The following is a 26,406-nucleotide window of genomic DNA, read 5'->3' as shown; positions in this document are numbered from 1 at the left end:
TCCCAAGCCCCCAGCATTCCCACCCAGAAATAAGGCCAGTAGCCGCCATGAAGTCTCTTGAAGTCGAACAACGCCAAGTCGTGGTGATCGGTGCCGGCCCGTCCGGGGCGATTGCTGGCGCGCTGCTCAAGCGTAAGGGGCATGACGTGCTGGTGCTCGAGCGACAACGCTTCCCGCGCTTTTCGATTGGCGAGAGCTTGCTGTCGCACTGCCTGGACTTCGTCGAAGAGGCCGGGATGCTCGACGCGGTCCATGCAGCGGGCTTTCAGACCAAGCATGGCGCAGCCTTCGGCTGGGGCGAGCGCTACAGCGAGTTCGATTTTCGCGACACCTTTACCAAAGGCCAAGGCTCGACCTATCAGGTAGTGCGCGCCGACTTCGACAAACTGCTGGCCGACCAAGCCGAGTTGCAGGGCGTGGACATTCGCTATGAAGAAGAAATTTTCGCCGCCGATTTCAGTGGCGACTGCCCGCGCCTGAGCGTTCGGCGTTTGGCCGACGGCCATGAGTACCTGGTCGAATGCGCCTTCGTCCTCGACGGCAGCGGTTATGGCCGCGTGCTGCCGCGCTTGCTCGACCTCGACATGCCGTCCAGCTTCCCGGTGCGCCAGGCGGTATTCACCCACGTCGAAGACCGCAGCGAAGGCACGGGGTTTGACCGCGAGAAGATCCTCATCACCACCCACCCCACCTTGCGCGATGTGTGGTTCTGGACCATTCCGTTCAGTAACGGGCGCTGCTCAGTCGGCGTCGTCGCCGACGCCAGCCGCTATAGCGGTCGTCCGCAGGATCTGGACGCCTGCCTCAAGCAGTTCATCGAAGAAACCCCCAGCCTGCACAATGTGCTGAAAAACGCCGTGTGGGACACCCCGGCACGGACCATCGGCGGCTACTCAGCCAACGTCAAAACCCTGCACGGTCCAGGCTTTGCCCTGCTGGGTAATGCCGCCGAGTTTCTCGACCCGGTGTTCAGCTCCGGGGTGACCATTGCCATGCGTTCGGCGAGCATGGCCGCTGGCATCCTGCACCGCCAGCTAAGCGGCGAGGCGGTCGACTGGGAGACTGAGTTTGCCATCCCGCTGAAGCGCGGCGTCGACACCTTCCGTGCGTACGTCGAGGGCTGGTATGACGGCAGCTTCCAGGACGTGATCTATTTCGAGAAAGCCCAGCCGGAGATCCGCCGAATGATCAGCTCGATCCTCGCCGGCTACGCCTGGGACCAGAGCAACCCCTACGTCGCCGAACCCAAGCGGCGCCTGCGAGTGCTTGCTGAGCTCTGCGCCAGAACTGAATAAGGACATTTATGAGTAACCCGGCCCCCACTTACGTCGCGGAAACCCGCTTCGGCTTCTGGTTTCTGCAAAGCCATGTGTGGCAGCACCATGTGCTGCGCGTGGCGATCAATGACCTGCGCGGCCTGTTCGCCGGGCCGCTGCCGCAGGCACCGGTGTTGCTGGATGTCGGCTGCGGTCAGGGCAAGTCTTTCGGCCTGCTCGCCGAGGCCTTCCAGCCGGCACGGATGATCGGCCTCGACGCCGACCCGCACAGCCTCGACTGCTCACGCGCCGAGGCCGAGCGTTTGGGCCTCGACGTGCAGCTGATCGCCAGTGACTGCGCCGCCATCGAGCTGGCCGATGCCAGTGTCGACCTGTTGTTCTGCCACCAGACCTTCCACCACCTGGTCGAGCAAGAGCAGGCCCTCGCTGAGTTCTACCGGGTGCTCAAACCAGGCGGCTACCTGCTGTTTGCCGAATCCACCCAGTTCTATATCGACACCTGGGTGATCCGCTGGCTGTTCCGTCACCCGATGCACGTGCAGAAAAGCGCCGAGGGCTATCTGGCCATGCTGCGCGAACAGGGTTTGCAATTCAGCGACGCGAATATCTCCTACCCCTACCTGTGGTGGAGCCGCTCCAAGGACTTTGGCCTGCTTGAGCGCTGGGGCCTGTGCACAGCCAAACCGGTTGGCCAGCGCAATGAAACCCTGGTCAACGTAGTGGCACGCAAGCCGCTGGACGCGCGCAACTGATGCGCAGCGTCCTGCTGCTCGGTCTGTATCTGCTGCTCGTGGCCTGCGCCACGCAGACACCACTGCCCACGCAGACGCCGGTACTGGTGGCGCCGCTGCCGCTGGCCCTGCAGGTGCAACGCAGCCAAGGGCCGAATCAGCAAACCTGGTGGCTGGTCTTGCAGGATGAACCGGGCGAGCTGCGGGCCTCGTTATTCGACCCGCTCGGCGTGCCGCTGGCGCGCCAGTCACTGCGCGCGGGGCAATGGCATAACGACGGCCTGCTGCCGCCCAACCCGGAAGCCCGCGAGCTGTTCGCGGCCCTGCTGTTTGCCCTCACACCCAGTGCACAGTTGGCTCAGCGTTACCCCACCGGCAGCTGGCAACTGCAGGCAGATGGCACGCGCTGGCTTAACCCGCAGTGGCGAATCAGTTACCGTGCGCCGCTGGATTTAACCCTGTACAGCGCGTCCGGCCTGGTTTATCAGGTCAGCGTGCTCCCTGACGACAAGGCACCTTGATGGCCAGTTACTTGAATGCCCTGGGCCTCAACTGCGCCCTCGGCCAAGGCAAACATGCGGTGGCAACGGCGCTGTTTGCCGGCGATGGCAGCGGCATGCGCGCGCAAAGTGGCTGGGTAGCCGAGCGCACGCTGACCGTCGGTGCAGTGCCTGGCTGCCTGCCTGAGCTCCCAGCGCTAGCGGGTCATCCGCCGAGCCGCAATAACCAGCTGCTGCTGGCGGCCGCCCTGGAAATCGAAGCAGATATCCGCGCCGCCATCGCCCAGTTCGGGCCAGAGCGCATCGCCGTGGTGCTCGGCACCAGCACCTCGGGTATCGAAGAAGCCAGCCAGAGCATTGGCCAATACCTCAAGCACGGCGAACTGCCAGCGGATTACCAGTACGCCCAGCAGGAGCTGGCCGCCCCGGCGAACTTCCTCAGTGACTGGCTCGGCCTTAGCGGGCCGTGCTTTAGCATTTCCACCGCCTGCACCTCCGGTGCGCGGGCACTGCTCAGCGCCCAGCGCCTGCTCAACCTGGGCGTGTGCGATGCCGTACTCTGTGGCGGCGTAGACAGCCTGTGCCGCCTGACCTTGAACGGTTTTTCGGCTCTGGAAGCCATCGCGGCTGAGCGCTGCAATCCATTCTCGGCGAATCGTCACGGCATCAACATTGGCGAAGGCGCGGCAGTCTTCTTGATGACCCGCGAGACCCTGCCGGCTAGCGCCACCCGCAGTGCCGTAGCGATCACCCTGCTCGGCGGCGGCGCCAGCTCCGACGCCCACCATATTTCCGCGCCGCAACCCGACGGTCAGGGTGCGCAAGCGGCCATGCACAAGGCATTGGCGGCGGCAGGCATCAGCGCCAGCCAGGTCGACTACCTCAACCTGCATGGCACCGCGACGCAGCATAACGACGCCATGGAAAGCCGCGCGGTGCAGGCCGTCTTCCCGAACGGCGTACCCTGCTCGTCCAGCAAAGCCATGATTGGCCACACCCTCGGCGCTGCCGGCGCACTGGAAGCGGCTTTCTGCTGGCTGACGCTAAGCGCTTACAACCCGGACAACCTGCTGCCGCCGCACCTGTGGGACGCTCAGGCCGACCCTGCCCTGCCGGCACTCGAGCTCGTCGCACCCGGCACCCGTCTGCAAAGCACCGGCCCGCGCCGGCTGATGAGCAACTCCTTCGCCTTTGGCGGCAACAATATCAGCCTGCTGTTGGGCGAAGAGCCAGGAGCGCACACATGAACCAATGGCCGATTGCCGAATTGATCCCCCACGCCGGCAACATGATCCTGATCGATCAGGTGCTGCGCTTTGCCGACGACGACATCGAAACCCAACTGACCGTGCGCGCGGGCGGTCTGTTTAATGACGCCGACGGCAGCCTGCCGGCCTGGGTCGCTATCGAGCTGATGGCGCAGAGCGTGGCCGCCTATGCCGGCTGCCAGGCACGCTTGCGCGGCGAGCCGGTGGAGCTGGGTTTTTTACTCGGCACGCGGAAATTCCAGTGCAACGTCGAGCACTTTCCACTCGGTAGCCAACTGCACATTCACGCCACCCGCTCATTGCAGGATGACAACGGCATGGGCGTATTCGAATGCCACCTCAGCGGCCCAGGGATCCAGGTAGAAGCGCGCCTCAATGTATTCCGCCCGCCTCAGGTGGCCAGCTATCTTCAGGAAGACTTTCAGGAATCACAGCCATGAGCGACACCATTCTGATCACCGGCTCCAGCCGTGGCATCGGCCGGGCGATCGCCCTGCGCCTAGCCAAAAGCGGCCACGACATCGTCCTGCATTGCCGCACCCGGCGTGACGAGACCGAAGCGGTGCAGGCGCAAATTGTCGCGTTGGGTCAGCAGGCGCGCATTCTGCAATTCGATGTAGCCGACCGTGCCGCCTGCCGCGCCGCGCTGGAAGCCGATGTCGAGCAACACGGTGCGTATTACGGCGTGGTGTGTAACGCCGGCCTGACCCGTGACGGCGCGTTTCCGGCGCTGTCCGAAGACGACTGGGACATTGTCATGCGCACCAACCTCGACGGTTTCTATAATGTCCTGCACCCGCTGACCATGCCCATGGTGCGCCGCCGCAAGGCCGGACGCATCGTCTGCATCACCTCGGTGTCCGGGCTGATCGGCAACCGTGGCCAGGTCAACTACAGCGCCTCCAAGGCCGGCATCATCGGCGCAGCCAAGGCCTTGGCGATTGAGTTGGGCAAGCGCAAAATCACCGTTAACTGCGTGGCCCCAGGGCTGATCGATACCGAGATTCTGGATGCCGATGTACCGGTTGAGGAAATCCTCAAAATGATCCCGGCCAGCCGCATGGGCACCCCCGAAGAAGTGGCCGGCGCAGTGAATTTTCTGATGTCTGAGGAGGCGGCCTATATCACCCGCCAGGTCCTCGCGGTGAACGGTGGGTTGTGCTGATGAACGGATGCAAACGGGTTGTAGTCACCGGCATGGCCGGTGTGACCTCGCTGGGCAGCGACTGGCCAACCATCGAAGGCAACTTTCGCGCGGGAAAAAGCGGCATTCGCTATATGCACGAGTGGGACCGTTTCAGCGAGCTGAACACCCGTCTCGGCGGCCCGGTGGATGACTTCGTGCAACCCAAGCACTGGAACCGCAAGCAGACCCGCAGCATGGGCCGCGTCTCCAAGCTCGTGGTGTACGCCGCCGAACGCGCGCTGGAGCATGCCGGCCTGCTCGGCGACGAATCAATCAAGGATGGCCGCATGGGTGTGGCCTGCGGCTCCTCCACCGGCAGCACCGACGAGATCAAAGCCTTCGGCAACATGCTGCTCAATTCGGTGGCCGACGGCCTCAACGCCAACTCCTATATCCGCATGATGCCGCACACCACGGCGGCCAATATCAGCATCTTCTTCGGCCTCAAGGGCCGCCTGATCCCCACCTCCAGCGCCTGCACCAGCGGCAGCCAGGGCATCGGCTACGCCTATGAAGCGATCAAGTTCGGCCGCCTGCCAATGATGCTCGCCGGCGGTGCCGAAGAACTCTGCCCCACCGAAGCCATGGTTTTCGATGCGCTGTATGCCACCAGCCTGAAAAACGATGCCCCGCACACCTCGCCACGGCCCTACGACAGCGGCCGCGACGGCTTGGTGATTGGCGAAGGGGCCGGCATTCTGGTTCTGGAAGAGCTGGAACACGCCCTGGCCCGTGGCGCGACCATCCACGCGGAAATCGTCGGCTTTGGCTGCAATTCCGACGGCCAGCACGCCACCAAACCCGTACAAGCGACCATGCGCGGGGCGATGGAACTGGCCCTGCAGGACGCCGGCTTACAACCGGCTGACATCGGCTACGTGAATGGTCACGGCACCGCCACCGAGCAGGGCGATGTGGCCGAAACCCAGGCCACCGCCGAGTTGTTCGGCAGCCAGATGCCGATCAGCTCGCAGAAGAGCTATTTCGGCCATACCTTGGGGGCCTGCGGCGCACTGGAGTCCTGGTTCAGCATCGAAATGATGAACGCGGACAGCTATGTGCCGACGCTCAACCTAGAGAATATCGATCCGGCCTGCGGCGAACTGGATTACCTGCGCGGCGAATTCCGCCAGATGAGCCACCAGTACGTGATGAACAACAACTTCGCCTTTGGCGGGGTCAACACCTCACTAATCTTCAAACGCTGGAGCTAACAGGCCACTGGCCTAGACTGACAGCAGCTGTAACACCTGTGCGCACCTCACACGCAGTTCCCAGAACAGCCTCATTACAAGGAGCAACTCATGAACGCCAAATCCTGGATTCTCGCAGCCGCCTGCATCAGCCTGTTCCCGGCCGTCAGCCAGGCCCGTGACACCACCCACTTCCTGCCGTTCGACGCGGTGGTGCAGGAAGCCCTGAGTGCCGGTCGCCTGGACGGCAGCGTGAAGTTCTACCTGGCAGGCAACAACCCGGCCGGCTCAGTCAACGTGGTCAAAACCGGCGTCACCACCAGCCAGAAGACCAACGCGTTCAACAAGACTGACGAAGCCGCCTGCAGCTGGGTGCTGCAGTCCGCCTTGATTCGCCTGCAGAACGCTGCCAAGGCCGCTGGCGCCAACGCCGTGGTCGAACTGGCCAGCAACTACAAGAACGTCGAGTACAAAGACAGCCAGAAGTACGAATGCCACGCTGGCGCGATCATGGCCGGCGTCGCCCTCAAGGGAAACCTAGCCAATGTTAAGTAAACCGGCGCGCCTCGGTCTATTTGCCACGCTGAGCCTGCTCGCCAGCCTACCCGCGCAGGCTGAAGTGGATGGCCAGCAGCTGTATCGTCAGCACTGCGTCAAATGCCACGCCGCAGACGGCCGCGCCAACACCCTGCGTGGCTGGCTGTACTTTGCGCAGAACCTGAGCAAGGCCAAGTGGCAAGACAACACCAGCGACCGCGAGATCCTCGAAGCCATTCAGGACGGCCCCCGTGCCATGCCCAGTTTCGCTGACACACTCAACGAGGCTGAACAGCTGGCGCTGGTAAGAGCCGTACGCGACTTGCGCAAGCCCTGAGAGCCTGCCTCTGGTCTGCTGCGCGTCGGCGATACGGCGTTAAAAGTGGCCTCGGAATGCTCATTTACACCAGTAAACTCCGCTTCCTCGGCCACTTTTGCCCTGTCTCGCTCTAGCTCGCGAGCCCCAAAACAGGCTCTAAGAAAACGCAAATAAAACCAAGGCCGCATTCGCGGCCTTGGTTTTATGCGGGTTTTAAACGTGGTACTGCGCGGACAACTCATGCACCGCTTCGAAGAACGCGCCGGCATGCGCCGGGTCGACTTCCGGGGTGATGCCGTGGCCGAGGTTGAACACCTGGCCGCTGCCATGGCCGTAAGCCGCGAGGATGCGTCCGACTTCGGCGCGGATCGCCGCCGGGTTGGCGTACAGCACGCTCGGGTCCATGTTGCCCTGCAGGGCCACCTTGTCACCGACGCGGGCGCGGGCGCTGCCGATGTCGCAGGTCCAGTCCAGGCCCAGCGCCTCGGCGCCGCTGTCGGCCATGGACTCCAGCCATAGACCGCCGCCCTTGGTAAACAGAATCACCGGCACACGGCGACCGTCGTGTTCGCGGATCAAGCCGTCGACGATCTTCTGCATATAGGCCAGGGAAAACTCCTGGTAGGCCGCCGCCGACAGCGAGCCGCCCCAGGAATCAAAAATCTGCACCGCCTGCGCGCCGGCCTTGATCTGCCCGTTGAGGTAGGCGGTGACCGACTGCGCCAGCTTGTCGAGCAGTGCGTGCATGGCCTGCGGGTTGTCGTAGAGCATGGCCTTGGATTTGCGGAAGTCCTTGGAGGAGCCGCCTTCGACCATGTAGGTGGCCAGCGTCCACGGGCTGCCGGAGAAACCGATCAGCGGCACACGGCCATTCAGCTCGCGGCGAATGGTGCTGACGGCGTCCATCACATAGCCCAGATCCTGCTGCGGATCGGGAATCGGCAGCGCCTCGATATCGGCCATGCTGCTGATGACTTTCTTGAAGCGCGGGCCTTCGCCAGTTTCGAAGTACAGGCCTTGGCCCATGGCATCGGGGATGGTCAGGATGTCGGAGAACAGAATCGCCGCATCCAGCTGCGGGTAGCGATCCAGCGGCTGCAGGGTGACCTCGCAGGCCAGCTCGGGGTTTTTCATCAGCTTAACGAAGTCACCGGCCTTGGCGCGGGTGGCGCGGTACTCCGGCAGGTAACGACCGGCCTGGCGCATCATCCACACCGGGGTGACGTCGACAGGCTGCTTGAGCAGGGCGCGAAGGAAACGGTCGTTCTTCAAGACGGTCATGGCTGCATCCGACAAAAGTGTGAGCACCTTGCACGGTGAACCTAGCGCAATGCGGGGGAGTCCACCGCCCATAGGCGAAAAGATTAGCCATTGTCGCAAAGCGCATAACAAAAGGCACGGCAGCGGCCGTGGGTTTTATGCATTGCGACGATTTGCCTCGCCGTGCGGCGCGGTAAATAACGAATCGCTGATGAGTTCTTGACGTGTTTTTCACGCCCGCGCCCCTACTTTGGCAGCGTCTTACCCTCCTCCCTGCCTGACGGACTCCGACGATGAACAAACTGCCTGCCATTACCCTGAGCTTCTGGGTGATGAAGATCTGCGCCACCACCCTGGGCGAAACCGCCGGGGACTTGTTGTCCATGACCCTGGATGTCGGCTATGCCATCAGCTCGCTGATCCTTATCAGCCTGTTTCTCCTCACCCTGATCGGCCAGCTACGGGCGCGCAGCTACAACCCGGCGCTGTACTGGACGGTGATTCTGGCCACCAGCACCGCTGGCACCACCATCTCCGACTTTATGGACCGCACCCTGGGCCTGGGCTACGCCAGCGGTTCGGCGCTGCTGGTGACCTTGTTGATTGCGATCTTCGCGATTTGGTACCTGAGCGAAAAGACCCTGTCGGTCGAGCACATCGACAGCCGCCGGGGTGAGCTGTTCTATTGGGTCGCGATTCTGTTTTCCAACACCCTGGGCACCGCACTGGGCGACTACCTGGCCGATGACTCGGGCCTGGGTTTTGCCGGCGGTGCGCTACTGATCGGCAGCCTGATCGCCGCAGTGGTGGCGGCTAAGTACGTCACGCGCATCTCCCACGTGGTGCTGTTCTGGCTGGCATTTGTGCTGACCCGGCCATTCGGCGCGACCCTCGGCGACTTCCTCAGCAAGCCGCTGGATCACGGCGGCCTGGGCTTCGGCACTGTGGGTTCGTCCGCCGCGCTGGCCATCACCCTGGCCGTGCTGGTAGCTGGCGCGGTATGGAGCACCCGCCGCCAACGCGCAGTTGGTTTCGCGGCCGCGCCCGGCAACTGAATCCGCTCGACCGCTCAGCGCCACCCGCACAGGTATCGCGGGCAGCAGAAACGACAAAGCCAGCCCTAGGGCTGGCTTTGTCTATAACGCCCTGACTGTTCGGTGCTTACACGCCGAGGTAGTCGAGGATGCCTTCGGCGGCGTTGCGGCCTTCGAAGATCGCCGTCACCACCAGGTCAGAACCACGGACCATGTCGCCACCGGCGAAGATCTTCGGGTTGCTGGTCTGGTGCTTGAACCGGCTCTGCTCCGGCGCCACCACACGGCCCTGGCTGTCGGTTTCGATGGTGAAGTCGCTGAACCAGGCCGCTGGGCTTGGACGGAAACCGAAGGCAATCAGCACAGCTTCCGCCGGGATGATTTCCTCAGAACCCGGAATCGGCTCGGGGCTACGACGGCCACGGGCATCCGGCTCGCCGAGACGGGTCTCGACCACCTTCACACCTTCAACCTTGTCTTCACCAACGATGGCGATGGGCTGACGATTGAAGAGGAACTTCACACCCTCTTCCTTGGCGTTCTTCACTTCCTTGCGCGAGCCCGGCATGTTCTCTTCGTCACGACGATAAGCGCAGGTCACGCTCTTCGCGCCCTGGCGGATCGAGGTGCGGTTGCAGTCCATCGCCGTATCACCGCCGCCGAGGACGACGATGCGCTTGCCCTTCATGTCGATAAAGTCTTCCGGCGACTTCTCGAAACCGAGGTTGCGGTTGACGTTGGCAATCAGGAAGTCCAGCGCATCGGTAACGCCCGGCAGATCCTCACCGGGGAAGCCACCCTTCATATAGGTGTAAGTGCCCATGCCCATAAACACCGCATCGTACTCATCCAGCAGCTGCTGCATGGTTATGTCTGTGCCGATTTCGGTGTTCAGGCGGAACTCGATACCCATGCCGGTAAAGACTTCGCGGCGATGGCTGAGCACGGTCTTTTCCAGCTTGAACTCGGGAATGCCGAAGGTCAGCAGGCCACCGATTTCCGGGTTCTTGTCGAACACCACCGGCGTGACGCCATTGCGCACCAGCACATCGGCGCAGCCAAGGCCTGCAGGGCCGGCACCGATTACTGCCACGCGCTTGCCGGTCGGCACGACGCCGGACATGTCCGGACGCCAGCCCATGGCAAAGGCCGTATCGGTGATGTACTTCTCCACCGAACCGATGGTCACCGCGCCGAAGCCGTCGTTCAGGGTGCAGGCACCCTCGCACAGACGGTCTTGCGGGCACACCCGGCCGCAGACTTCCGGCAGGGTGTTGGTCTGGTGGCTGAGTTCGGCGGCGGCGAGGATGTTGCCCTCGGACACCAGCTTCAACCAGTTGGGAATGAAGTTGTGCACCGGGCACTTCCATTCGCAATACGGGTTGCCGCAACCCAGGCAGCGGTGCGCCTGGTCCGCGGCATGGGCAGGCTTGAAGTTGTCGTAAATCTCGACGAACTCTTTTTTCCGCTGACGCAACAGTTTCTTCTTCGGGTCTTTGCGCCCGACTTCGATGAACTGGAAGTCGTTATTCAGACGTTCAGTCATTGCAATACCTCATCAAACCACTTCAGGCGCATTCTTATTGCGGGTTGGCACGGGTGCTGGAGAGCAACGACTTCAGGCTTGCCGCCTTCGGCTTGACCAGCCAGAACTTGCGCAGGTAGTCGTCCAGATTTTCCAGCAGGTTTTGGCCCCACTCGCTCGATGTTTCTTGCACGTACTCTGTCAGCACTTGCTGCAGGTGAGTACGGTAGGCTTCCATCGCCTCGTTACTGATCCGCTGAATTTCCACCAACTCGTGGTTGACCCGGTCGTAGAAGCTGTTGTCCAGGTCGAGTACGTAGGCGAAGCCGCCGGTCATGCCGGAACCGAAGTTGTAGCCGGTTTTTCCCAGCACGCAGACGAAGCCGCCAGTCATGTATTCACAGCAATGGTCGCCAGTGCCTTCCACCACGGTGTGCGCACCGGAGTTACGCACGGCGAAACGCTCGCCTGCGGTACCTGCGGCGAACAGTTTGCCGCCGGTGGCGCCGTACAGGCAGGTGTTGCCGATGATGGCGCTGTCCTGGGTCTTGAACGGGCTGCCTTTAGGCGGGGTGATCACCAGCTTGCCGCCGGTCATGCCCTTGCCGACGTAGTCGTTGGCGTCGCCTTGCAGGTAGAGGTTCAGACCGCCGGCGTTCCACACGCCGAAACTCTGCCCGGCCGTGCCTTTGAAGCGGAAGGTGATCGGCGCTTTGGCCATGCCCTGGTTGCCGTGGACACGGGCGATTTCGCCGGAGACACGGGCACCAATGGAGCGGTCGCAGTTGCAGATATCCAGCTCGAACTCAGCGCCGCTCGCCGCATCAATCGCTGGCTTAGCCATCTCGACCATCTTCTCAGCCAGCAGGCCTTCGTCGAATGGCGGGTTGCGATCAACCAGGCAGAACTGCGGTTTGTCCGCTGGAATGTGGTCGCTGCCGAGCAGCGGCGTCAGGTCCAGGTGCTGCTGCTTGTCGGTTTCGCCCGGCAGCATGTCGAGCAGGTCGGTACGCCCGATCAACTCTTCCAGGCTGCGTACACCAAGCTTGGCCAGCCACTCGCGGGTTTCTTCGGCGACGTAGGTGAAGAAGTTCATCACCATTTCAACGGTGCCGATGAAGTGATCCTTGCGCAGCTTGTCGTTCTGCGTGGCCACGCCGGTGGCGCAGTTGTTCAGGTGACAGATACGCAGGTATTTGCAGCCCAGGGCGATCATCGGCGCAGTACCGAAGCCGAAGCTCTCGGCACCGAGAATCGCAGCCTTGATCACATCGAGACCAGTCTTCAGGCCGCCGTCAGTCTGCACCCGCACCTTGCCGCGCAAATCATTACCGCGCAGGGTTTGGTGGGTTTCAGCCAGACCGAGTTCCCACGGCGCGCCAGCGTACTTGATCGAGGTCAGCGGTGAGGCACCGGTGCCGCCGTCATAACCGGAGATGGTGATCAGGTCGGCATAGGCCTTGGCCACACCGGCGGCGATGGTGCCGACACCAGCTTCTGCCACCAGTTTGACCGACACCAGAGCAGACGGGTTGACCTGCTTGAGGTCATAGATCAGCTGCGCCAGGTCTTCAATGGAGTAGATGTCGTGGTGCGGCGGTGGCGAAATCAGGGTCACGCCGGGTACGGCATAGCGCAGCTTGGCGATCAGGCCGTTGACCTTACCGCCAGGCAGCTGACCGCCCTCACCGGGCTTGGCGCCCTGAGCGACTTTGATCTGCAGCACTTCGGCGTTGACCAGGTACTCTGGGGTGACACCAAAGCGGCCGGTGGCCACCTGTTTGATTTTCGAGCTGCGCAGCGTGCCGTAACGAGCCGGGTCTTCACCGCCCTCACCGGAGTTGGAGCGCGCGCCCAGACGGTTCATCGCCTCGGCGATGGCTTCGTGGGCTTCCGGCGACAATGCGCCGAGGGAAATACCGGCGGAGTCGAAACGCTTGAGAATCTCGCCGAGCGGCTCAACCTGCTCCAGCGGCAACGGCTGGTCGGCCAGTTTCAACTGCAGCAGATCACGCAGCATCGACACCGGACGGGTATCAACCAGCGTGGTGTATTCCTTGAATTTCTCGTAGCTGCCCTGCTGCACAGCGGCCTGCAAGGTGTTCACCACGTCCGGGTTGTAGGCGTGATATTCGCCGCCGTAGACGAACTTGAGCAGGCCACCCTGCTGGATCGACTTGCGCGCATTCCACGCCTCGGCCGCCAGCAACTTCTGCTCGGCTTCGATATCGACAAAGCGCGCGCCCTTGATGCGGCTGGCCACACCACGGAAGCACAGCTCGGTGACGTCATCGGCCAGGCCGACTGCTTCGAACAATTGCGCACCGCGGTAAGACGCCACGGTGGAGATGCCCATCTTCGAGAGGATCTTCAGCAGGCCTTTGGAGATGCCTTTGCGGTAGTACTTGAACACTTCATACAGATCGCCCAGCACTTCACCGGTGCGAATCAGGTCACCCAGCACTTCGTAAGCCAGGTACGGGTAGACCGCCGACGCGCCGAAGCCGAGCAGCACCGCATAGTGATGCGGGTCGCGGGCGGTGGCAGTCTCGACCAGGATGTTGCAGTCGCAGCGCAGGCCTTTCTCAGTTAAACGGTGGTGGATTGCACCGGTGACCAAGGAGGCGTGAGCCGGCAGTTTGCCAGGCGCGATATTCCGGTCGGACAGCACCAGCAGCACCTTACCGGCGCGCACGGCTTCTTCAGCCTGGTCCGCCATGTTGCGCACGGCGGCTTCCAGGCCCATCGACTCGTCATAGTTCATGTCGATCAAATGACGCTCAAAACCTGGGCGATCCAGGTTCATCAGCGCGCGCCATTTGGCCGGCGAGATCACCGGGCTGCTGAGAATCACCCGCACAGCATGCTCGGGCGACTCTTCGAAGATATTGCGCTCGGCACCGAGGCAGATCTCCAGCGACATGACGATAGCTTCACGCAGCGGGTCGATCGGCGGGTTGGTGACTTGGGCAAACTGCTGACGGAAATAGTCGTACGGCGAACGCACGCGCTGGCTAAGAATCGCCATCGGCGTGTCGTCACCCATCGAGCCCACAGCTTCCTGGCCCTGCTCGCCGAGCGGACGCAGCACTTGGTCACGCTCTTCGAAGGTGACTTGGTACATCTTCATGTACTGCTTGAGCTGGTTCGGCTCGTAGAAGGCCGAACCGTGGTCACGGTCTTCCAGAGTCGCGCGAATACGCTGCGCGCTCTTGCGCATCCATTGCTTGTAGGGATGACGCGACTTCAGGCGGTTGTCGATGTCGTCGCTACCGAGAATTTGTCCGGTTTCGGTGTCGACTGCGAGAATCTGCCCCGGGCCGACGCGCCCCTTGGCAACCACATCTTCAGGCTGGTAGTTCCACACGCCGATTTCAGAGGCCAGGGTGATGTAGCCATTCTTGGTGGTGACCCAACGCGCCGGACGCAGACCGTTACGATCGAGCAGGCACACGGCATGACGACCGTCGGTGAGCACTACGCCGGCCGGACCATCCCACGGCTCCATGTGCATGGAGTTGTATTCGTAGAACGCGCGCAGATCGGCGTCCATGGTCTCGACGTTCTGCCAGGCTGGCGGAATCAGCATGCGCACGCCACGGAACAGGTCGATGCCGCCGGTGACCATCAGCTCAAGCATGTTATCCATGCTCGATGAGTCGGAACCCACGCGGTTAACCAGTGGGCCAAGGTCGTCCAGATCAAAGATCTGGTCGTTGGCAAACTTCAGGCGGCGCGCCTGTGCCCAGTTACGGTTACCGGTGATGGTGTTGATTTCACCGTTGTGCGCCAGAAAGCGGAACGGCTGAGCCAGCGGCCACTTCGGCAGAGTGTTGGTGGAAAAGCGCTGGTGGAATACACAAATGGCAGTCTGCAGGCGCTCGTCACCCAGGTCTGGGTAGAACTGCTGCAGGTCGGCCGGCATCATCAGGCCTTTGTAGATGATGGTCTTGTGCGAGAAGCTGCAAATGTAGTGGTCGCTGTCCACGGCATTGGCCACGGATGAACGGCGACGGGCACTGAACAGCTTGATCGCGAATTCCTGATCGGACAGGCCTTCGCCGCCGACAAACACCTGTTCGATCTGCGGCAAGCGCTCAAGGGCTAGACGCCCGAGCACGCTGGTGTCGATTGGCACTTTGCGCCAGCCAACCAAACTCAGGCCGGCAGCCAGAATCTCGCGATTCATATTCTCACGGGCAGCCTCGGCCTTCACCGGGTCCTGGTTGAGAAACACCATACCGACGGCGTACTGCTTGGGCAGCTCAACGGCAAAGTGCTGCTGGGCCATGGCCCGCAGGAAAGTATCAGGCTTCTGGATCAGCAGACCACAGCCGTCGCCGGTTTTACCGTCGGCGTTGATCCCGCCACGGTGGGTCATGCATGTCAGGGCTTCAATCGCGGTCTGCAGCAGGTGATGGCTAGCTTCACCCTGCATATGGGCGATAAGGCCGAAGCCACAGTTATCCTTGAACTCATCAGGACGGTATAAACCTGCTTTCATAGAGACCCTCACCAGACGACCTTTTGCAAGGCAATTACTTTCTAATTCAATAACTTACCGTGCGCGCAGGTCAAAGCACCAGCTTTGCGCAGGCGAAAGGGCAGCCATTGTACATATCCACTCAGGCCGCCACAAACCCAGCTGGCGAAAATATGCAAGCTTATGTCGCTAAAGCGAAGGATAAGACCACAAGGTCGTGCTACCGACCAGCAAGTCACAGCACTTAAATTAGCGCGCCTGAGCAATCTCCTGCTGGATACCGGCGAAATTACGCGGCCACGGCTTGCCCGCCTGCACCTTGGCCGGCAAGGCGCGCAAGGCCGCTTGCGCTGCATCTCGGGACGAGAAACTGCCATAAGTGACCACGTAAAGCGGCTTACCCTGATGCTGCTTCTTGAAATAGTGGTAATCCGCGCCATGAGCTTTTACAAACGCCTGCGCAGCGCTTTCCAAACGAGCACCGAGGATTTGCAAGGTAAAGCGCGAACCCGCCTGAGTGGCATACCAACCACCCGCCACAACAGGTTTAGCGAGCGCTGACACCGCAACAGCCTTGGGCGCAACCGGCTTGAGTACAGGCGCGGCCGGCGGCGCAACCTTCTCTACCTCGACGACCACAGGCGCAACCGGAACGCTCGCCACTTCCACTGAAGCAGGCTCTATTGCGATGTCCGCAGCCCCCGAAGCACCCTCAGCTTCCTCCGCACCGCTCATGCCGGCGGCCTGAGCCAAGGGCTCACGAATAACAGGCTGCGCCTCACCTACTAGAGGCAACGGCAGCGGCTGGCTTGCGCCATCGAACTGGATCGCAGGCGCAACCGCTGCAGTCGCCGGTTGCGCAGCCACTGCAGATGGTGCAACCCCACCAAGAGGCAGTTGGGCAATGACCGGTACAGCTACATCCTTATCAACCCGCCCCTGCATAAACCAGGCGGCCATAACGCCGATAGCGACCACACACAGAGCGAGCAGATGCTTGCGCGGCAAGCTGAAAGAAAAACCACCGCGACTCGCCGCACCGCGCTGCGCCAGCATCGCCTCAATCAGCGACTCCCGCGCAGCTTGATTGATTAACCCCGGCCAACCAGCCGACTGTTCGTAAATATCGGCGATCTGATCATCACTTAACACCTCAATCCCTTGCGCCGCACCCTCAAGCCGCTGAGCCAGATACTCTCGCGTTTCTTCCTCGCTATAGGGTTGCAACTCGATGACATGAAAACACTCCTCGCCCGCAGCAAGATGCTCAAGCCGCGGCAGCAACTGCGTCTCGGCAAAGAGAAAGACATGCGGGCGGCCTTCTGCACTCCCCGCAGCGAGGCTTAACAGGCTGCTCAGCGCGGCATCACTAAGGTCCTCGGCATCATCAACCAGCACGTAAACTTCTTGCCCGGTTAGCGCCAACTGGCCAACCTGGGCAAGGATGCCCGGCAACTCAGGACGCTGCACCTGCAAGCCCTGCGCGACCTGACGCAAAATGCTCGCGGGATCAGACGCGCCCTTTGCGGACACCACCACACTCTGCACCGCCTGCTTGTTGGTACTCGCTACCAGCGCCTGACGCAGCAATGTCTTACCGCTGCCATCCGGCCCACTGACCACCAGCAGCAGCTGACTGTAACGCGCCAGATGGTGCAGCTGCCCAAGCACCGGCTTACGCTGCGCCGGAAAGAACTTGAACCCCGGCACCCGTGAAGCAAAGGGATCATGGGTGAACTGGTAGTGATCGAGAAACGCCTCGTCAGCATGCAAACTTGTCATGGAGTACTCGTTAATTTTTAAGCTGAGCCAGCTGCGCCGCATAGTCTGCGCTCAGCGTGGCATTCAAAATTTCTCGGGGAAAATCACCGGTTACAACTGCCTTACCCAAGCCACGCAACAAGACCAAGCGCAACTTGCCATCAAGCACCTTCTTGTCGACCGCCATATGCTCCATAAAGTCCTCTGGCGTCATATTCTCGGGCGGAACAACCGGCAACCCAGCGGCAATGAACAAGCGAACGGCACGCTCACGCTCGGCCTGGCTAATCCAGCCCAGACGCTCGGACATATCCAACGCCATCACCGTACCCGCCGCAACAGCCTCACCATGCAACCAGGCACCATAACCCTGATGCGTCTCAATGGCATGGCCAAAGGTGTGCCCAAGATTCAACGTCGCACGCACCCCTGACTCACGCTCATCAGCCGCCACAACACTCGCCTTAGCCGCGCAGGAATGCGCTATTGCCGTAGTCAGCGCAGCCTGATCAAGGGCGCGCAGCGCTGGCATATGCTCCTCAAGCCAGGACAGGAACGGCTCATCGCAGATCAAACCGTACTTGATCACCTCCGCCAAACCCGCAGACAGCTCACGAATCGGCAAAGTAACCAGGGTATTGGTATCGATCAACACAGCTTGTGGCTGGTAGAAAGCCCCCACCATATTTTTGCCCAGCGGGTGGTTAATACCCGTCTTGCCACCGACAGATGAGTCGACCTGCGACAACAGCGTGGTCGGCACCTGGATAAAGTTCACGCCACGCTGATAACACGACGCTGCAAACCCAGCCATATCGCCGATCACACCGCCACCCAATGCGATCACCGTCGTGCGCCGGTCATGCCGTGCTCCCAGCAGACCGTCAAAGATCAGCTGCAAGGTTTCCCAGGTTTTATAGCTCTCGCCATCCGGCAAAACCACAGTAGCAATGGCGCAGCCCGCGAGTGAGCGCTCAAGTGCAGCCAAATACAGGGGGGCAACTGTTTCATTAGTAACTATTGCAACTTGCCGACCCACGATGTGCGCTGCCAGCAAATCACCACGAGCCAACAACTCGGCACCGATGTAGATCGGATAACCGCGCTCACCAAGTTCGACACGAAGAGTTTGCATAAAGCCCCCAAGATACAAAGGAGCCTAGGATAGCGCAGTTCAGCCTGCGCTTTAACGGGGAGAAAGCGCCTCGAGGCGCTCAAGAATCTCTTGCACAACCAGGCGCGGTGGACGCTCGTCGGTTTCGATCACCACGTCGGCGATTTCACGGTAGAGCGGATCACGAAGCGCAAACAGCTCAGCCAATACCTTGCCGGGATCTGCGGAGCGCAGTAGCGGGCGATTACGATCACGTGAGGTACGATCAACTTGCTGCTCAACGGACGCATGCAGATAAACCACATGACCGCCGCGCCTTAACGCAATGCGGTTTTCTGCACGCATCACCGCCCCGCCACCGGTGGCTAAGACCATACCGTCAACATCGCAAAGGTCTGCGATTACCGCCTGCTCACGCTCACGAAACCCCTGCTCACCTTCCACATCAAAGATCCAGGGAATATCCGCACCCGTACGCTGTTCAATCTCTTTATCAGAGTCTTTAAACGGCAAGCGCAATTCTTTGGCAAGCAGACGCCCGATGGTGCTTTTGCCAGCACCCATCGGGCCAACGAGGATCAAATTACGCACTGAATCAACGACTCACCGCAATGGCTTGGTTGTTCATAATACGCGGAGTAAGGAATACCAAGAGTTCAGACTTATTATCCTGAACAATATCGCGACGGAACAAACGCCCCAAGTAAGGCAGGTCCCCAAGGAAAGGTACCTTCTCAACACCTTTAGTTTGGGTATTTGAGAAAACCCCACCGAGGACAATTGTCTCGCCGTCGCTCACAAGAACCTTGGCATTAACTTCGTTCTTATTGATCGGCGGCACACCATTCAGGGCCCGGGCAAAATCAGGCGCATCTTTAGTGACCTTGACCTCCATGATAATTCGATTATCCGGAGTGATTTGCGGCGTCACCTCAAGGGACAAGGCGGCTTCCTTAAACGAGGTCGTTGTAGCACCACTCGAGCTTGCCTCTTGATAAGGAATCTCTGAACCCTTCAGGATCTTCGCCGTCTCTTTATCAGAGGTAACAACTTTCGGCTGCGAAATAATTTCACCGTTGCCGGTTTTTTCCATCGCCGACAACTGAAGATCCAAAACAATATTATCGGTCAAGAAACCAATACCGATACCCGAAGTGCTCCCCAACACGCCCATATCTACAAACGGAACAGGCGCCACGCCATCTTCTAGAGTGAAACCACCAATGGTGTCCGTACCAGGCAAAAGCCGCTGCCCCTCATCATTAAACGATTGAGCACCGTCTTTACCATACGCGCTCCAGTTTCCACGCGTGGCAGAACCACCCCAACGCACACCCAAAGCTTTATCGTAATCGACATTCGCCTCAACAATACGAGCTTCGATCATTACTTGGCGCACAGCCACATCAAGCTGCGCGATAATCCGGCGCAACTCATCAAGCCGCTCTTGTGTTTGGTAGGCAATAATACTATTGGTTCGATCATCAACCGTCACCGAGCCGCGCTCAGTTGCTGCACCGTCCGCGCTTGTCACGGACTGGAACAGCTGAGCCATATCGGAAGCCTTGGCATAATTGACCTGAATAAGCTCCCGGCGCAGAGGAGCCAGGTCTGCAACTTGCTTCTTTGACTCAAGCTCTTGACGTTCACGCGCCGCTATTTCGTCAGCCGGCGCAACCAGCAGCACATTACCGACCTTCCGCTTATCAAGCCCCTTGGTCTTGAGCACTAGATCCAAGGCTTGATCCCACGGAACATTCTGCAGGCGCAACGTAATATTTCCAGCCACCGTATCACTAGCAACCAAGTTGAGGTCCGTAAAGTCTGCAATCAACTGCAGGACAGAACGAACATCAATATCTTGGAAGTTGAGCGATAGCTTTTCACCCGTATAGGAGAAGCTATCGGCTTTACGTTGCTCCGCCTGATCCTGGGTCAACGGCTTTACACTAATAGTCAGCTTATTATCTGTTTGGTAAGCCAGATAATCATAAACACCCACAGGCTCAATCAGAATGCTTGCTTTATTGGCTGTACCTGTAGCACTGACAAACTGAACAGGCGTGGCAAAATCTTTTACGTCGAGCTTTACCCTTAGCGACTCTGGCAACTGCGTCCCGGCAAAGTCCAAACGGATTTTCCCGCCTTGATCCTGAATATCAGGGCTAACAGAGGCGTCGGACAAAGTAATTACGATATTACCCTCACCCAACTCTCCGCGCTGAAAGTCGATATTGCTGATCGCATTTGACTGAGCTGCATATTTTTTTGCAGTGACGGCCACTGCTGCTGCAGGCGCCACTGGCTGAGCATTAGACGCAACATTACTACCACCTTCCCCCACCACCACAAAAACGCTATTCCCTTCTGCACGAGTGTTATATGGAGAAAGACTGGTCAAGTTTATGATAAGTCGCGTACGGTCTTTCGCCTCAACAACGGTAACACTGCGCGCATTACCTACGCCTAACTCTCTGGTTTTGGCACCTAGCTTGTTAGAGACCCCAGGCAAGTCAAGCGCAATACGCGCTGGCTGCTCAATGGTGTAGCCCCGCGGCGCCAGCACAGGCTCGTCAAAAGTTAATTTTAATTCAACACGGTCTCCGGGCAACGCAGCCACGTCAAGCGCCTGCAGGTCTGCGGCCATTAGTGATGGCGAGAGAAGCGCAGCCAAAAGAGGAAACCCTAAAAAAGATGGGGATATGTTCATCATATTCCACTGAGCAGATCGGTTATTTTTCTTCATATTCACTCCGCTCCGTTTAAGAGCGCTCCTTAAGGGACAAGCTACGCGGCCGCTCTAACCAACCACCCTCGCCATCCGGAACGATTTCAATTACATCAACCCTTGATTCGTCTATGGCAAGTATTCGACCATGATTACGGCCTAAGTAGTCACCGACTCGAACCCGGTGAACGCCACCCGCGCCACTGACCAACGCAAATGCGCCGGAATCATTCGCCAAGGTACCGACCATCACAAAGGTTTCGATATTAAACCCTTCAAGAAACTGCTTTGTGCGCGCCTCATCGGGCTTCACATCCTTAGAACCTTTCTGCCTATCAGCCATCTCCAGCTTAACCGGCGGCTGAAACGGACTTCTCAGCGCTGCAGCGCTGTATGTAAAGCTTTCATAAGGCTGAAACGTCGGCAGCGGTTCGATCTCCCCCTTAGGACGCGCTCGCACTTCATCCATATAGGCTTGAAGATCAGAAAAGCCACCGCGCCCATCGCAACCAGAGACAATCAAAAATGACAAAACAAAAACAGACTTCATAAGCTTCACTGAACTTCCCCCTTATCGTTATAACGATAAGTCTTGGCCAATATGCTCATTCGCAACTTAGAAGAACTATTATCATTAGCCGGGACAAGATCAAAGTCATGCAGCGTAACAATTCGCGGAAGACTCGCAACACCGCTGACAAAGGTCGCCAAGTCGTGATAGGCACCCACAACTGTAATCTGTATAGGGAGTTCGATATAAAACTGCTGAGCCGCCTCAGGCAGAAGTTTAATCTCTTCGAACTCCAAACCGCTCCCCAACCCGGTCCGGGTTATATCTTCAAGCAAGCCGGGAACCTCGGTATCACTCGGCAACTGTTTCAGCAGCGCACCAAACGACACCTCCATCTCTTGCATTTGCTCTTTATAGGCATCTAAATTTGCCGCTTGAAAAGCCTTACTTGAGAACTGCTCCTTCAGGGACACCTCTTCAGCTTGCTTGCCTTCTAAACTAGCTTGCAAGTCTTTAAGGTGAAAGTTGTAGCCCAACGCAACCACCACCACCAGCAGCAAAGCACCCGCAATAAATTTTACTGCCGCAGGCCACGAGCCAACGTTATTAAAATCAAGATCATTCAAATCAATTTGGCGCAGACTTTCTAAGGAATCATTAAGACTCATTGCGCAGCCCCCTCTGCAGCGAGCGCAGGCTGGGTCTGCTGCACACTTAATTGAAAGACATTCGCTTGATCAACCGCCCCCGCTGTTACAGATTTAACCTCGGTGAGGTTTGGCGCCGTCAACCACTCAGAAGCATCCAGGTTACGCATCAGGTTCGATACACGGTTATTCGACTCGGCCGCACCCACGATAGCGATATTTTTCACTGTCATTTTCACGCCAGTAAAATGCACACCGTCTGGCAGCGTACGAACCAACTGATCGAAGACACGACCGATAATCGGCCGATTACCCTGCAGATCCTGAATAATCTTCATGCGCTCAAGAAGCTGCTGGCGACGAGTTTTAAGCTCGCTAATTTCTTTGATCCGCGCATCCAAGACAGCGATTTCTTTACGAACAAATTCATTCCGCGCGTCTTGCTGCTCGATCGCACCGCTGAGGTACTGGTCACCTAGAAATACAGCACCAGCCGCCACAATGAATACACCAGCAAGCGTTACCAAAAAACGCTGTTTACGCTCTTCGCGTAATTGCTCACGCCAGGGGAGTAAGTTAATCCGCGCCATTAGTCAAAACTCCTCATCGCCAGACCGCAGGCAATCATCAAGGCCGGTGCGTCACTGGCGAGTGCACCGGCATTAACCTTGCCACTCAGCGCCATCTCAGCGAATGGATTGGCGACCAATGTTTGGGTGCCTATTTTTTGCTGGATCAAGCGATCAAGGTCCGGAATTGAAGCCGTACCACCCGCTAGCAGGATGTAATCGACATCGTTGAACTGCCCCGCGGCGAAGAAGAATTGCAGGGAGCGAGCAACCTGCTGAACCACAGCCTCTTTAAATGGCTGCAGTACTTCGCTGTCATAGTCATCCGGCAAGCCGCCCTGCTTCTTGGCAAGACCTGCCTCTTCAACAGAGAGCCCATAACGACGCTGAATTTCCTCGGTGAGTTGCTTGCCACCAAACAGTTGCTCACGGGTGTAGATAGTCCGACCGTTATGCAGGACGCTGAGCGTGGTCATGGTTGCGCCAATATCAACAACCGCCACAGTCAACTCGTCACGCCCCCCGCCAAGCTGATCAACCAGCAAGCTGTATGCACGCTCAAGCGCATAGGCTTCAACGTCAACCACTTTGGCGGTGAATCCAGCAAGCGCTAAAGCAGCCTCGCGAACCTCAACATTCTCTTTGCGGCAAGCGGCAAGCAACACTTCAACCCGATCAGCATTGCGTGCAGATTCACCCTGAACCTCGAAATCGATCGCAACCTCCTCCAACGGATAAGGAATGTACTGATCGGCCTCGATCTTCAGCTGATTTTCCAGTTCATCGTCAGAAAGCCCGGCTTCCATCTCGATAGTTTTGGTAATCACTGCTGATCCGGCCACAGCCACCGCAACGGTTTTTACACCGCTCTTGGATTTGGCGAGCACACGTGAAAGGGCCTGCCCCACGCCTTCTAGGTCGGCAATGTTCTTTTCGACCACAGCGTTTGGCGGGAGCGGCTCGACTGCGTAAGCCTCTACTTTGTAGCGGCTTCCGGAGCGGCTCAATTCGAGGAGCTTGACGGAGGTCGAACTGATATCGATCCCGAGTAGCGTATTCGCTTTCTTATTGAAGAGCCCTAGCACGACCGATTTCCTATTGGCATCCGCGACTTACGGACTAATTATGTTTTTTCACATTAAATAACAGTCTTGACAGAAGCGCAAATGGCGACCCGGCAAAAAACCCGCTTATAATGTGATCAGTTTTTCTCTTTTAACCTTATGTTTCGCTTAACCCATTCTTTTATCTGGAAATCCAAACATCTTGATGCGTCTTTTGCGTTTTCTTTGCTGGTCTTGCCTCGCCGCTTTTTGTGGCGTGGTGCTCAGTTTCAGCGGAGCCTTCCTCTATCTTAGCCCCAGCCTCCCATCCGTCGAATCGTTGCGCAGCATCCAGCTGCAGATCCCCCTGCGCGTCTACAGCAGTGACGCCAAGCTGATTGCTGAGTTCGGCGAAATGCGGCGCTCGCCCATTGCCTTCGCCGACATCCCCGAGGATTTCATCGGCGCGCTGCTGTCCGCTGAGGATGATAACTTTGCCAATCATTATGGCGTCGACCTTAGCAGCCTGATGCGCGCTGCAACGCAAATCTTGAAAAGCGGGCAGATTCAATCCGGCGGCAGCACTATTACCATGCAGGTGGCGAAGAACTTTTTCCTCACCAGTGAGAAAAGTTTTTCGCGCAAGATCAATGAGATACTTCTAGCCCTGCAAATTGAGCGAGAGCTCAGTAAAGACGAAATTCTTGAACTTTATGTGAACAAGATTTACCTGGGCAATCGCGCCTATGGTATTGAGGCCGCCGCTCAGGTTTATTACGGCAAGTCCATTCGCGAGACCAGTCTTGCGCAAATGGCAATGATTGCCGGCCTGCCTAAAGCCCCTTCGCGGTTCAACCCCCTAGTCAACCCAGCCCGCTCGATGGAGCGCCGTGACTGGATTCTCGGACGGATGTACAGCCTTGGACGCATCGATAAGCAGCACTACGAAGAAGCGCTGGCCGAACCAATCAATGTCAGTTACCACGTGCCGACGCCAGAATTAGTCGCTCCTTATATTGCCGAAATGGCACGCGCGGAAATGGTCGGCCGCTACGGCAGCGAGGCGTACACCGAGGGATTCAACGTCACCACTACGGTGCCCAGCGACCTACAACAGGCTGCCAATAACGCGGTTCGTGAAGGGCTGATCAGTTACGACCAACGCCACGGTTATCGCGGCCCGGAAAGCCGCCTGCCGGGCATGACCAAAGAACATTGGCTGAGCGAGCTGAACAAACAGACATCTCTTGGCGGCCTGGAGCCGGCCATTGTCACGAGCGTTGAGAAAAGCGGCATCATGGTCCTGCTGCGTAACGGCGAGGAACACGCCGTGGCCTGGGACAGCATGAAATGGGCGCGCCCCTTCCTTAACACCAACAGCATTGGCCCACGACCACAGCAGCCTGCGGATGTGAGCCAGATCGGCGACCTGATCCGCGTGCAACGCCAAGCCGACGATAGCCTGCGCTTCGTGCAACTGCCCGCAGCGCAGAGCGCACTGGTATCGCTAGACCCCGACAATGGCGCAATTCGCGCGCTGGTCGGCGGTTTCTCCTTCGAGCAGAGTAACTACAACCGCGCCGTACAGGCCAAGCGGCAGCCGGGTTCAAGCTTCAAACCCTTTGTTTATAGCGCCGCGCTGGATAAAGGCTATACCGCCGCCACCCTAGTGAATGACGCGCCGATCGTGTTCGCTGAAGACCCCCAGTCGCAGGTCTGGAGGCCGAAGAATGACAACAACACCTTCCTCGGCCCGATCCGCCTGCGTGAAGCGCTGTACCGCTCACGTAACCTGGTTTCCATTCGCCTGCTGCAAGACCTCGGCATCGACAGCACCCTGAGCTATATCGAGCGCTTCGGCTTTGAGAAAAAGGACCTGCCGCCCAATCTATCCCTGGCCCTAGGCACCGCCAGCCTAACGCCAATGGAAATTGCCGAGGGCTGGAGTGTTTTTGCCAGCGGCGGCTACAAAACCGAGCCGTATCTGATTGAGCGGATCGAGGACCGCACCGGTAAGCAGCTGTTCAACGCCAACCCGGCGCAGACACCGGCAAGCGCTACCTTGCGAGCTGAGCGTGGCAACACCGAACAACTCAATGGCGATGAGCAAGCACTGCCTGAGCCAGTGCTTGCCGAGCAGATCATTGACGAGCGCACGGCTTACATCATGACCAGCCTGCTTCAGGACGTGATCAAGCGCGGCACCGGTCGTCGTGCCATGGCACTGGGTCGAGACGACCTGGCGGGCAAAACCGGCACCACCAACGAGTCGAAAGATAGCTGGTTCTCCGGCTATAACGCCGACTACATCACCACCGTCTGGGCCGGCTTCGATCAGCCGGAAAGCCTTGGTCGTAATGAATATGGCGGCACCGTGGCCCTGCCGATCTGGATGAGTTACATGGCCGCCGCATTGAAGGACAAGCCCAGCCACGTACTGCCAGAACCTGAAGGCATCCTGAGCCTGCGCATCGACCCTCACAGCGGCCGGGCAGCCACGCCCGATACACCGAATGCTTACTTCGAGCTGTTCAAGAGTGAAGACTCACCGCCACCCATGGGTGAGTTTGAGCCTGGCATGTATATCCCAGGCAGCCCACTGCCCGCCGATCAAGTCGCTCCGATCGACCTGTTCTAAAGCTGCTAGCGCCCAAGCAAGTGGCCTGTTAAAGCCGAAATAGCAGCAATAAAAAACCCGCCGTAGCGGGTTTTTTATTGCT

Annotated in this window: 22 protein-coding genes; 11 read left to right on the top strand and 11 right to left on the bottom strand. The window is 59.0% G+C overall.

Features of this window, described 5'->3' with window-relative positions:
* Positions 1–47 precede the first annotated feature (47 nt).
* The 9 genes from Q0V31_RS08080 (at position 48) to Q0V31_RS08040 (ending at position 7,029) form a co-directional block, all read left to right on the top strand.
* On the top strand, positions 48–1,295 hold the full coding sequence (locus tag Q0V31_RS08080; protein ID WP_298186618.1) for an NAD(P)/FAD-dependent oxidoreductase: 1,248 nt from the start codon (positions 48–50) through the stop codon (positions 1,293–1,295).
* 8 nt (positions 1,296–1,303) lie between these two features.
* Positions 1,304–2,029 carry a class I SAM-dependent methyltransferase gene (locus Q0V31_RS08075; protein WP_298186615.1) on the top strand — a complete coding sequence of 242 codons (726 nt, stop codon included), beginning with the start codon at positions 1,304–1,306 and terminating at the stop codon, positions 2,027–2,029.
* Positions 2,029–2,529: a DUF3261 domain-containing protein gene (locus Q0V31_RS08070; RefSeq protein WP_298186613.1), complete on the top strand. Its 501-nt coding sequence runs from the start codon at positions 2,029–2,031 to the stop codon at positions 2,527–2,529. Before Q0V31_RS08075 ends, Q0V31_RS08070 begins: the two co-directional genes overlap by 1 nt.
* Positions 2,529–3,755 (top strand): beta-ketoacyl-[acyl-carrier-protein] synthase family protein, encoded by a 1,227-nt coding sequence (locus Q0V31_RS08065; RefSeq protein WP_298186608.1) that lies wholly within the window; start codon positions 2,529–2,531, stop codon positions 3,753–3,755. The genes Q0V31_RS08070 and Q0V31_RS08065 overlap by 1 nt, the downstream gene beginning before the upstream one ends.
* Positions 3,752–4,216 carry a hotdog family protein gene (locus Q0V31_RS08060; RefSeq protein WP_298186605.1) on the top strand — a complete coding sequence of 155 codons (465 nt, stop codon included), beginning with the start codon at positions 3,752–3,754 and terminating at the stop codon, positions 4,214–4,216. Before Q0V31_RS08065 ends, Q0V31_RS08060 begins: the two co-directional genes overlap by 4 nt.
* Positions 4,213–4,941 (top strand): 3-oxoacyl-ACP reductase FabG, encoded by a 729-nt coding sequence (gene fabG, locus Q0V31_RS08055; protein ID WP_298186602.1) that lies wholly within the window; start codon positions 4,213–4,215, stop codon positions 4,939–4,941. The genes Q0V31_RS08060 and fabG overlap by 4 nt, the downstream gene beginning before the upstream one ends.
* Entirely contained in the window at positions 4,941–6,176 is a 1,236-nt protein-coding gene (locus tag Q0V31_RS08050) for a beta-ketoacyl-ACP synthase (protein WP_298186600.1), read from the top strand. Before fabG ends, Q0V31_RS08050 begins: the two co-directional genes overlap by 1 nt.
* 90 nt (positions 6,177–6,266) lie before the next feature.
* The gene (locus Q0V31_RS08045) at positions 6,267–6,710 is read left to right on the top strand and encodes an excinuclease (RefSeq protein WP_298186597.1); all 444 of its coding nucleotides are present in this window, start codon (positions 6,267–6,269) and stop codon (positions 6,708–6,710) included.
* The gene (locus Q0V31_RS08040) at positions 6,700–7,029 is read left to right on the top strand and encodes a c-type cytochrome (protein ID WP_298186594.1); all 330 of its coding nucleotides are present in this window, start codon (positions 6,700–6,702) and stop codon (positions 7,027–7,029) included. The genes Q0V31_RS08045 and Q0V31_RS08040 overlap by 11 nt, the downstream gene beginning before the upstream one ends.
* Before the next feature lie 195 nt (positions 7,030–7,224).
* Here Q0V31_RS08040 and hemE read toward each other — a convergent pair whose 3' ends face one another.
* Positions 7,225–8,292 carry a uroporphyrinogen decarboxylase gene (hemE, locus tag Q0V31_RS08035; protein WP_298186592.1) on the bottom strand — a complete coding sequence of 356 codons (1,068 nt, stop codon included), beginning with the start codon at positions 8,290–8,292 and terminating at the stop codon, positions 7,225–7,227.
* A gap of 272 nt (positions 8,293–8,564) precedes the next feature.
* Between hemE and Q0V31_RS08030 the strand changes: the two genes are divergently transcribed.
* The gene (locus Q0V31_RS08030; RefSeq protein ID WP_298186589.1) at positions 8,565–9,326 is read left to right on the top strand and encodes a hypothetical protein; all 762 of its coding nucleotides are present in this window, start codon (positions 8,565–8,567) and stop codon (positions 9,324–9,326) included.
* A 106-nt stretch (positions 9,327–9,432) separates the two neighbouring features.
* Here Q0V31_RS08030 and Q0V31_RS08025 read toward each other — a convergent pair whose 3' ends face one another.
* The 10 genes from Q0V31_RS08025 to Q0V31_RS07980 all read right to left on the bottom strand — a co-directional run bounded on the left by Q0V31_RS08025 (position 9,433) and on the right by Q0V31_RS07980 (position 23,728).
* Positions 9,433–10,851, bottom strand: coding sequence for an FAD-dependent oxidoreductase (locus Q0V31_RS08025; RefSeq protein WP_298186586.1), 1,419 nt, complete (start codon positions 10,849–10,851; stop codon positions 9,433–9,435).
* A 34-nt stretch (positions 10,852–10,885) separates the two neighbouring features.
* Entirely contained in the window at positions 10,886–15,334 is a 4,449-nt protein-coding gene (gltB, locus tag Q0V31_RS08020; protein ID WP_298186583.1) for a glutamate synthase large subunit, read from the bottom strand.
* 228 nt (positions 15,335–15,562) lie between these two features.
* Positions 15,563–17,095, bottom strand: a complete 1,533-nt coding sequence (locus tag Q0V31_RS08015; RefSeq protein ID WP_298186580.1) for an AAA family ATPase — start codon at positions 17,093–17,095, stop codon at positions 15,563–15,565.
* A gap of 10 nt (positions 17,096–17,105) precedes the next feature.
* Complete coding sequence (gene aroB / locus Q0V31_RS08010) at positions 17,106–18,209, bottom strand: 3-dehydroquinate synthase (protein WP_298186577.1); 1,104 nt, start codon at positions 18,207–18,209, stop codon at positions 17,106–17,108.
* A 51-nt stretch (positions 18,210–18,260) separates the two neighbouring features.
* Positions 18,261–18,779, bottom strand: a complete 519-nt coding sequence (gene aroK / locus Q0V31_RS08005; protein ID WP_298186575.1) for a shikimate kinase AroK — start codon at positions 18,777–18,779, stop codon at positions 18,261–18,263.
* Positions 18,780–18,783: 4 nt separating this feature from the next.
* A complete protein-coding gene (pilQ, locus tag Q0V31_RS08000) occupies positions 18,784–20,898 on the bottom strand; it encodes a type IV pilus secretin PilQ (RefSeq protein ID WP_298190975.1) in 2,115 nt (704 codons plus the stop codon).
* 52 nt (positions 20,899–20,950) lie between these two features.
* Positions 20,951–21,466, bottom strand: coding sequence for a type 4a pilus biogenesis lipoprotein PilP (gene pilP, locus Q0V31_RS07995; RefSeq protein ID WP_298186572.1), 516 nt, complete (start codon positions 21,464–21,466; stop codon positions 20,951–20,953).
* Between the two features lie 5 nt (positions 21,467–21,471).
* Positions 21,472–22,095 carry a type 4a pilus biogenesis protein PilO gene (gene pilO / locus Q0V31_RS07990; protein ID WP_298186570.1) on the bottom strand — a complete coding sequence of 208 codons (624 nt, stop codon included), beginning with the start codon at positions 22,093–22,095 and terminating at the stop codon, positions 21,472–21,474.
* Positions 22,092–22,664, bottom strand: a complete 573-nt coding sequence (locus tag Q0V31_RS07985; RefSeq protein WP_298186568.1) for a PilN domain-containing protein — start codon at positions 22,662–22,664, stop codon at positions 22,092–22,094. Before Q0V31_RS07985 ends, pilO begins: the two co-directional genes overlap by 4 nt.
* Entirely contained in the window at positions 22,664–23,728 is a 1,065-nt protein-coding gene (locus Q0V31_RS07980) for a pilus assembly protein PilM (protein WP_298186566.1), read from the bottom strand. Before Q0V31_RS07980 ends, Q0V31_RS07985 begins: the two co-directional genes overlap by 1 nt.
* Positions 23,729–23,909: 181 nt before the next feature.
* Here Q0V31_RS07980 and Q0V31_RS07975 point away from each other — a divergent pair, with 181 nt between their 5' ends.
* Positions 23,910–26,324 (top strand): penicillin-binding protein 1A, encoded by a 2,415-nt coding sequence (locus tag Q0V31_RS07975; protein WP_298186563.1) that lies wholly within the window; start codon positions 23,910–23,912, stop codon positions 26,322–26,324.
* Positions 26,325–26,406 lie beyond the last annotated feature (82 nt).

Source organism: uncultured Pseudomonas sp., assembly GCF_943846705.1.
Taxonomy (GTDB): Bacteria; Pseudomonadota; Gammaproteobacteria; order Pseudomonadales; family Pseudomonadaceae; genus Aquipseudomonas.
Note: the sequence above shows the minus strand (reverse complement) of the source record. Positions and strands in the feature narration are given on the sequence as shown.

What these genes read in the sequence shown, in the direction of transcription:
- Q0V31_RS08080 (WP_298186618.1), top strand. Translation starts at nt 48, where the DNA reads ATGAAGTCTCTTGAAGTCGAACAACGCCAAGTCGTGGTGATCGGTGCC.
- Q0V31_RS08075 (WP_298186615.1), top strand. Translation starts at nt 1,304, where the DNA reads ATGAGTAACCCGGCCCCCACTTACGTCGCGGAAACCCGCTTCGGCTTC.
- Q0V31_RS08070 (WP_298186613.1), top strand. Translation starts at nt 2,029, where the DNA reads ATGCGCAGCGTCCTGCTGCTCGGTCTGTATCTGCTGCTCGTGGCCTGC.
- Q0V31_RS08065 (WP_298186608.1), top strand. Translation starts at nt 2,529, where the DNA reads ATGGCCAGTTACTTGAATGCCCTGGGCCTCAACTGCGCCCTCGGCCAA.
- Q0V31_RS08060 (WP_298186605.1), top strand. Translation starts at nt 3,752, where the DNA reads ATGAACCAATGGCCGATTGCCGAATTGATCCCCCACGCCGGCAACATG.
- fabG (WP_298186602.1), top strand. Translation starts at nt 4,213, where the DNA reads ATGAGCGACACCATTCTGATCACCGGCTCCAGCCGTGGCATCGGCCGG.
- Q0V31_RS08050 (WP_298186600.1), top strand. Translation starts at nt 4,941, where the DNA reads ATGAACGGATGCAAACGGGTTGTAGTCACCGGCATGGCCGGTGTGACC.
- Q0V31_RS08045 (WP_298186597.1), top strand. Translation starts at nt 6,267, where the DNA reads ATGAACGCCAAATCCTGGATTCTCGCAGCCGCCTGCATCAGCCTGTTC.
- Q0V31_RS08040 (WP_298186594.1), top strand. Translation starts at nt 6,700, where the DNA reads ATGTTAAGTAAACCGGCGCGCCTCGGTCTATTTGCCACGCTGAGCCTG.
- hemE (WP_298186592.1), bottom strand. Translation starts at nt 8,292, where the DNA reads ATGACCGTCTTGAAGAACGACCGTTTCCTTCGCGCCCTGCTCAAGCAG.
- Q0V31_RS08030 (WP_298186589.1), top strand. Translation starts at nt 8,565, where the DNA reads ATGAACAAACTGCCTGCCATTACCCTGAGCTTCTGGGTGATGAAGATC.
- Q0V31_RS08025 (WP_298186586.1), bottom strand. Translation starts at nt 10,851, where the DNA reads ATGACTGAACGTCTGAATAACGACTTCCAGTTCATCGAAGTCGGGCGC.
- gltB (WP_298186583.1), bottom strand. Translation starts at nt 15,334, where the DNA reads ATGAAAGCAGGTTTATACCGTCCTGATGAGTTCAAGGATAACTGTGGC.
- Q0V31_RS08015 (WP_298186580.1), bottom strand. Translation starts at nt 17,095, where the DNA reads ATGACAAGTTTGCATGCTGACGAGGCGTTTCTCGATCACTACCAGTTC.
- aroB (WP_298186577.1), bottom strand. Translation starts at nt 18,209, where the DNA reads ATGCAAACTCTTCGTGTCGAACTTGGTGAGCGCGGTTATCCGATCTAC.
- pilQ (WP_298190975.1), bottom strand. Translation starts at nt 20,898, where the DNA reads ATGAACATATCCCCATCTTTTTTAGGGTTTCCTCTTTTGGCTGCGCTT.
- pilP (WP_298186572.1), bottom strand. Translation starts at nt 21,466, where the DNA reads ATGAAGTCTGTTTTTGTTTTGTCATTTTTGATTGTCTCTGGTTGCGAT.
- pilO (WP_298186570.1), bottom strand. Translation starts at nt 22,095, where the DNA reads ATGAGTCTTAATGATTCCTTAGAAAGTCTGCGCCAAATTGATTTGAAT.
- Q0V31_RS07985 (WP_298186568.1), bottom strand. Translation starts at nt 22,664, where the DNA reads ATGGCGCGGATTAACTTACTCCCCTGGCGTGAGCAATTACGCGAAGAG.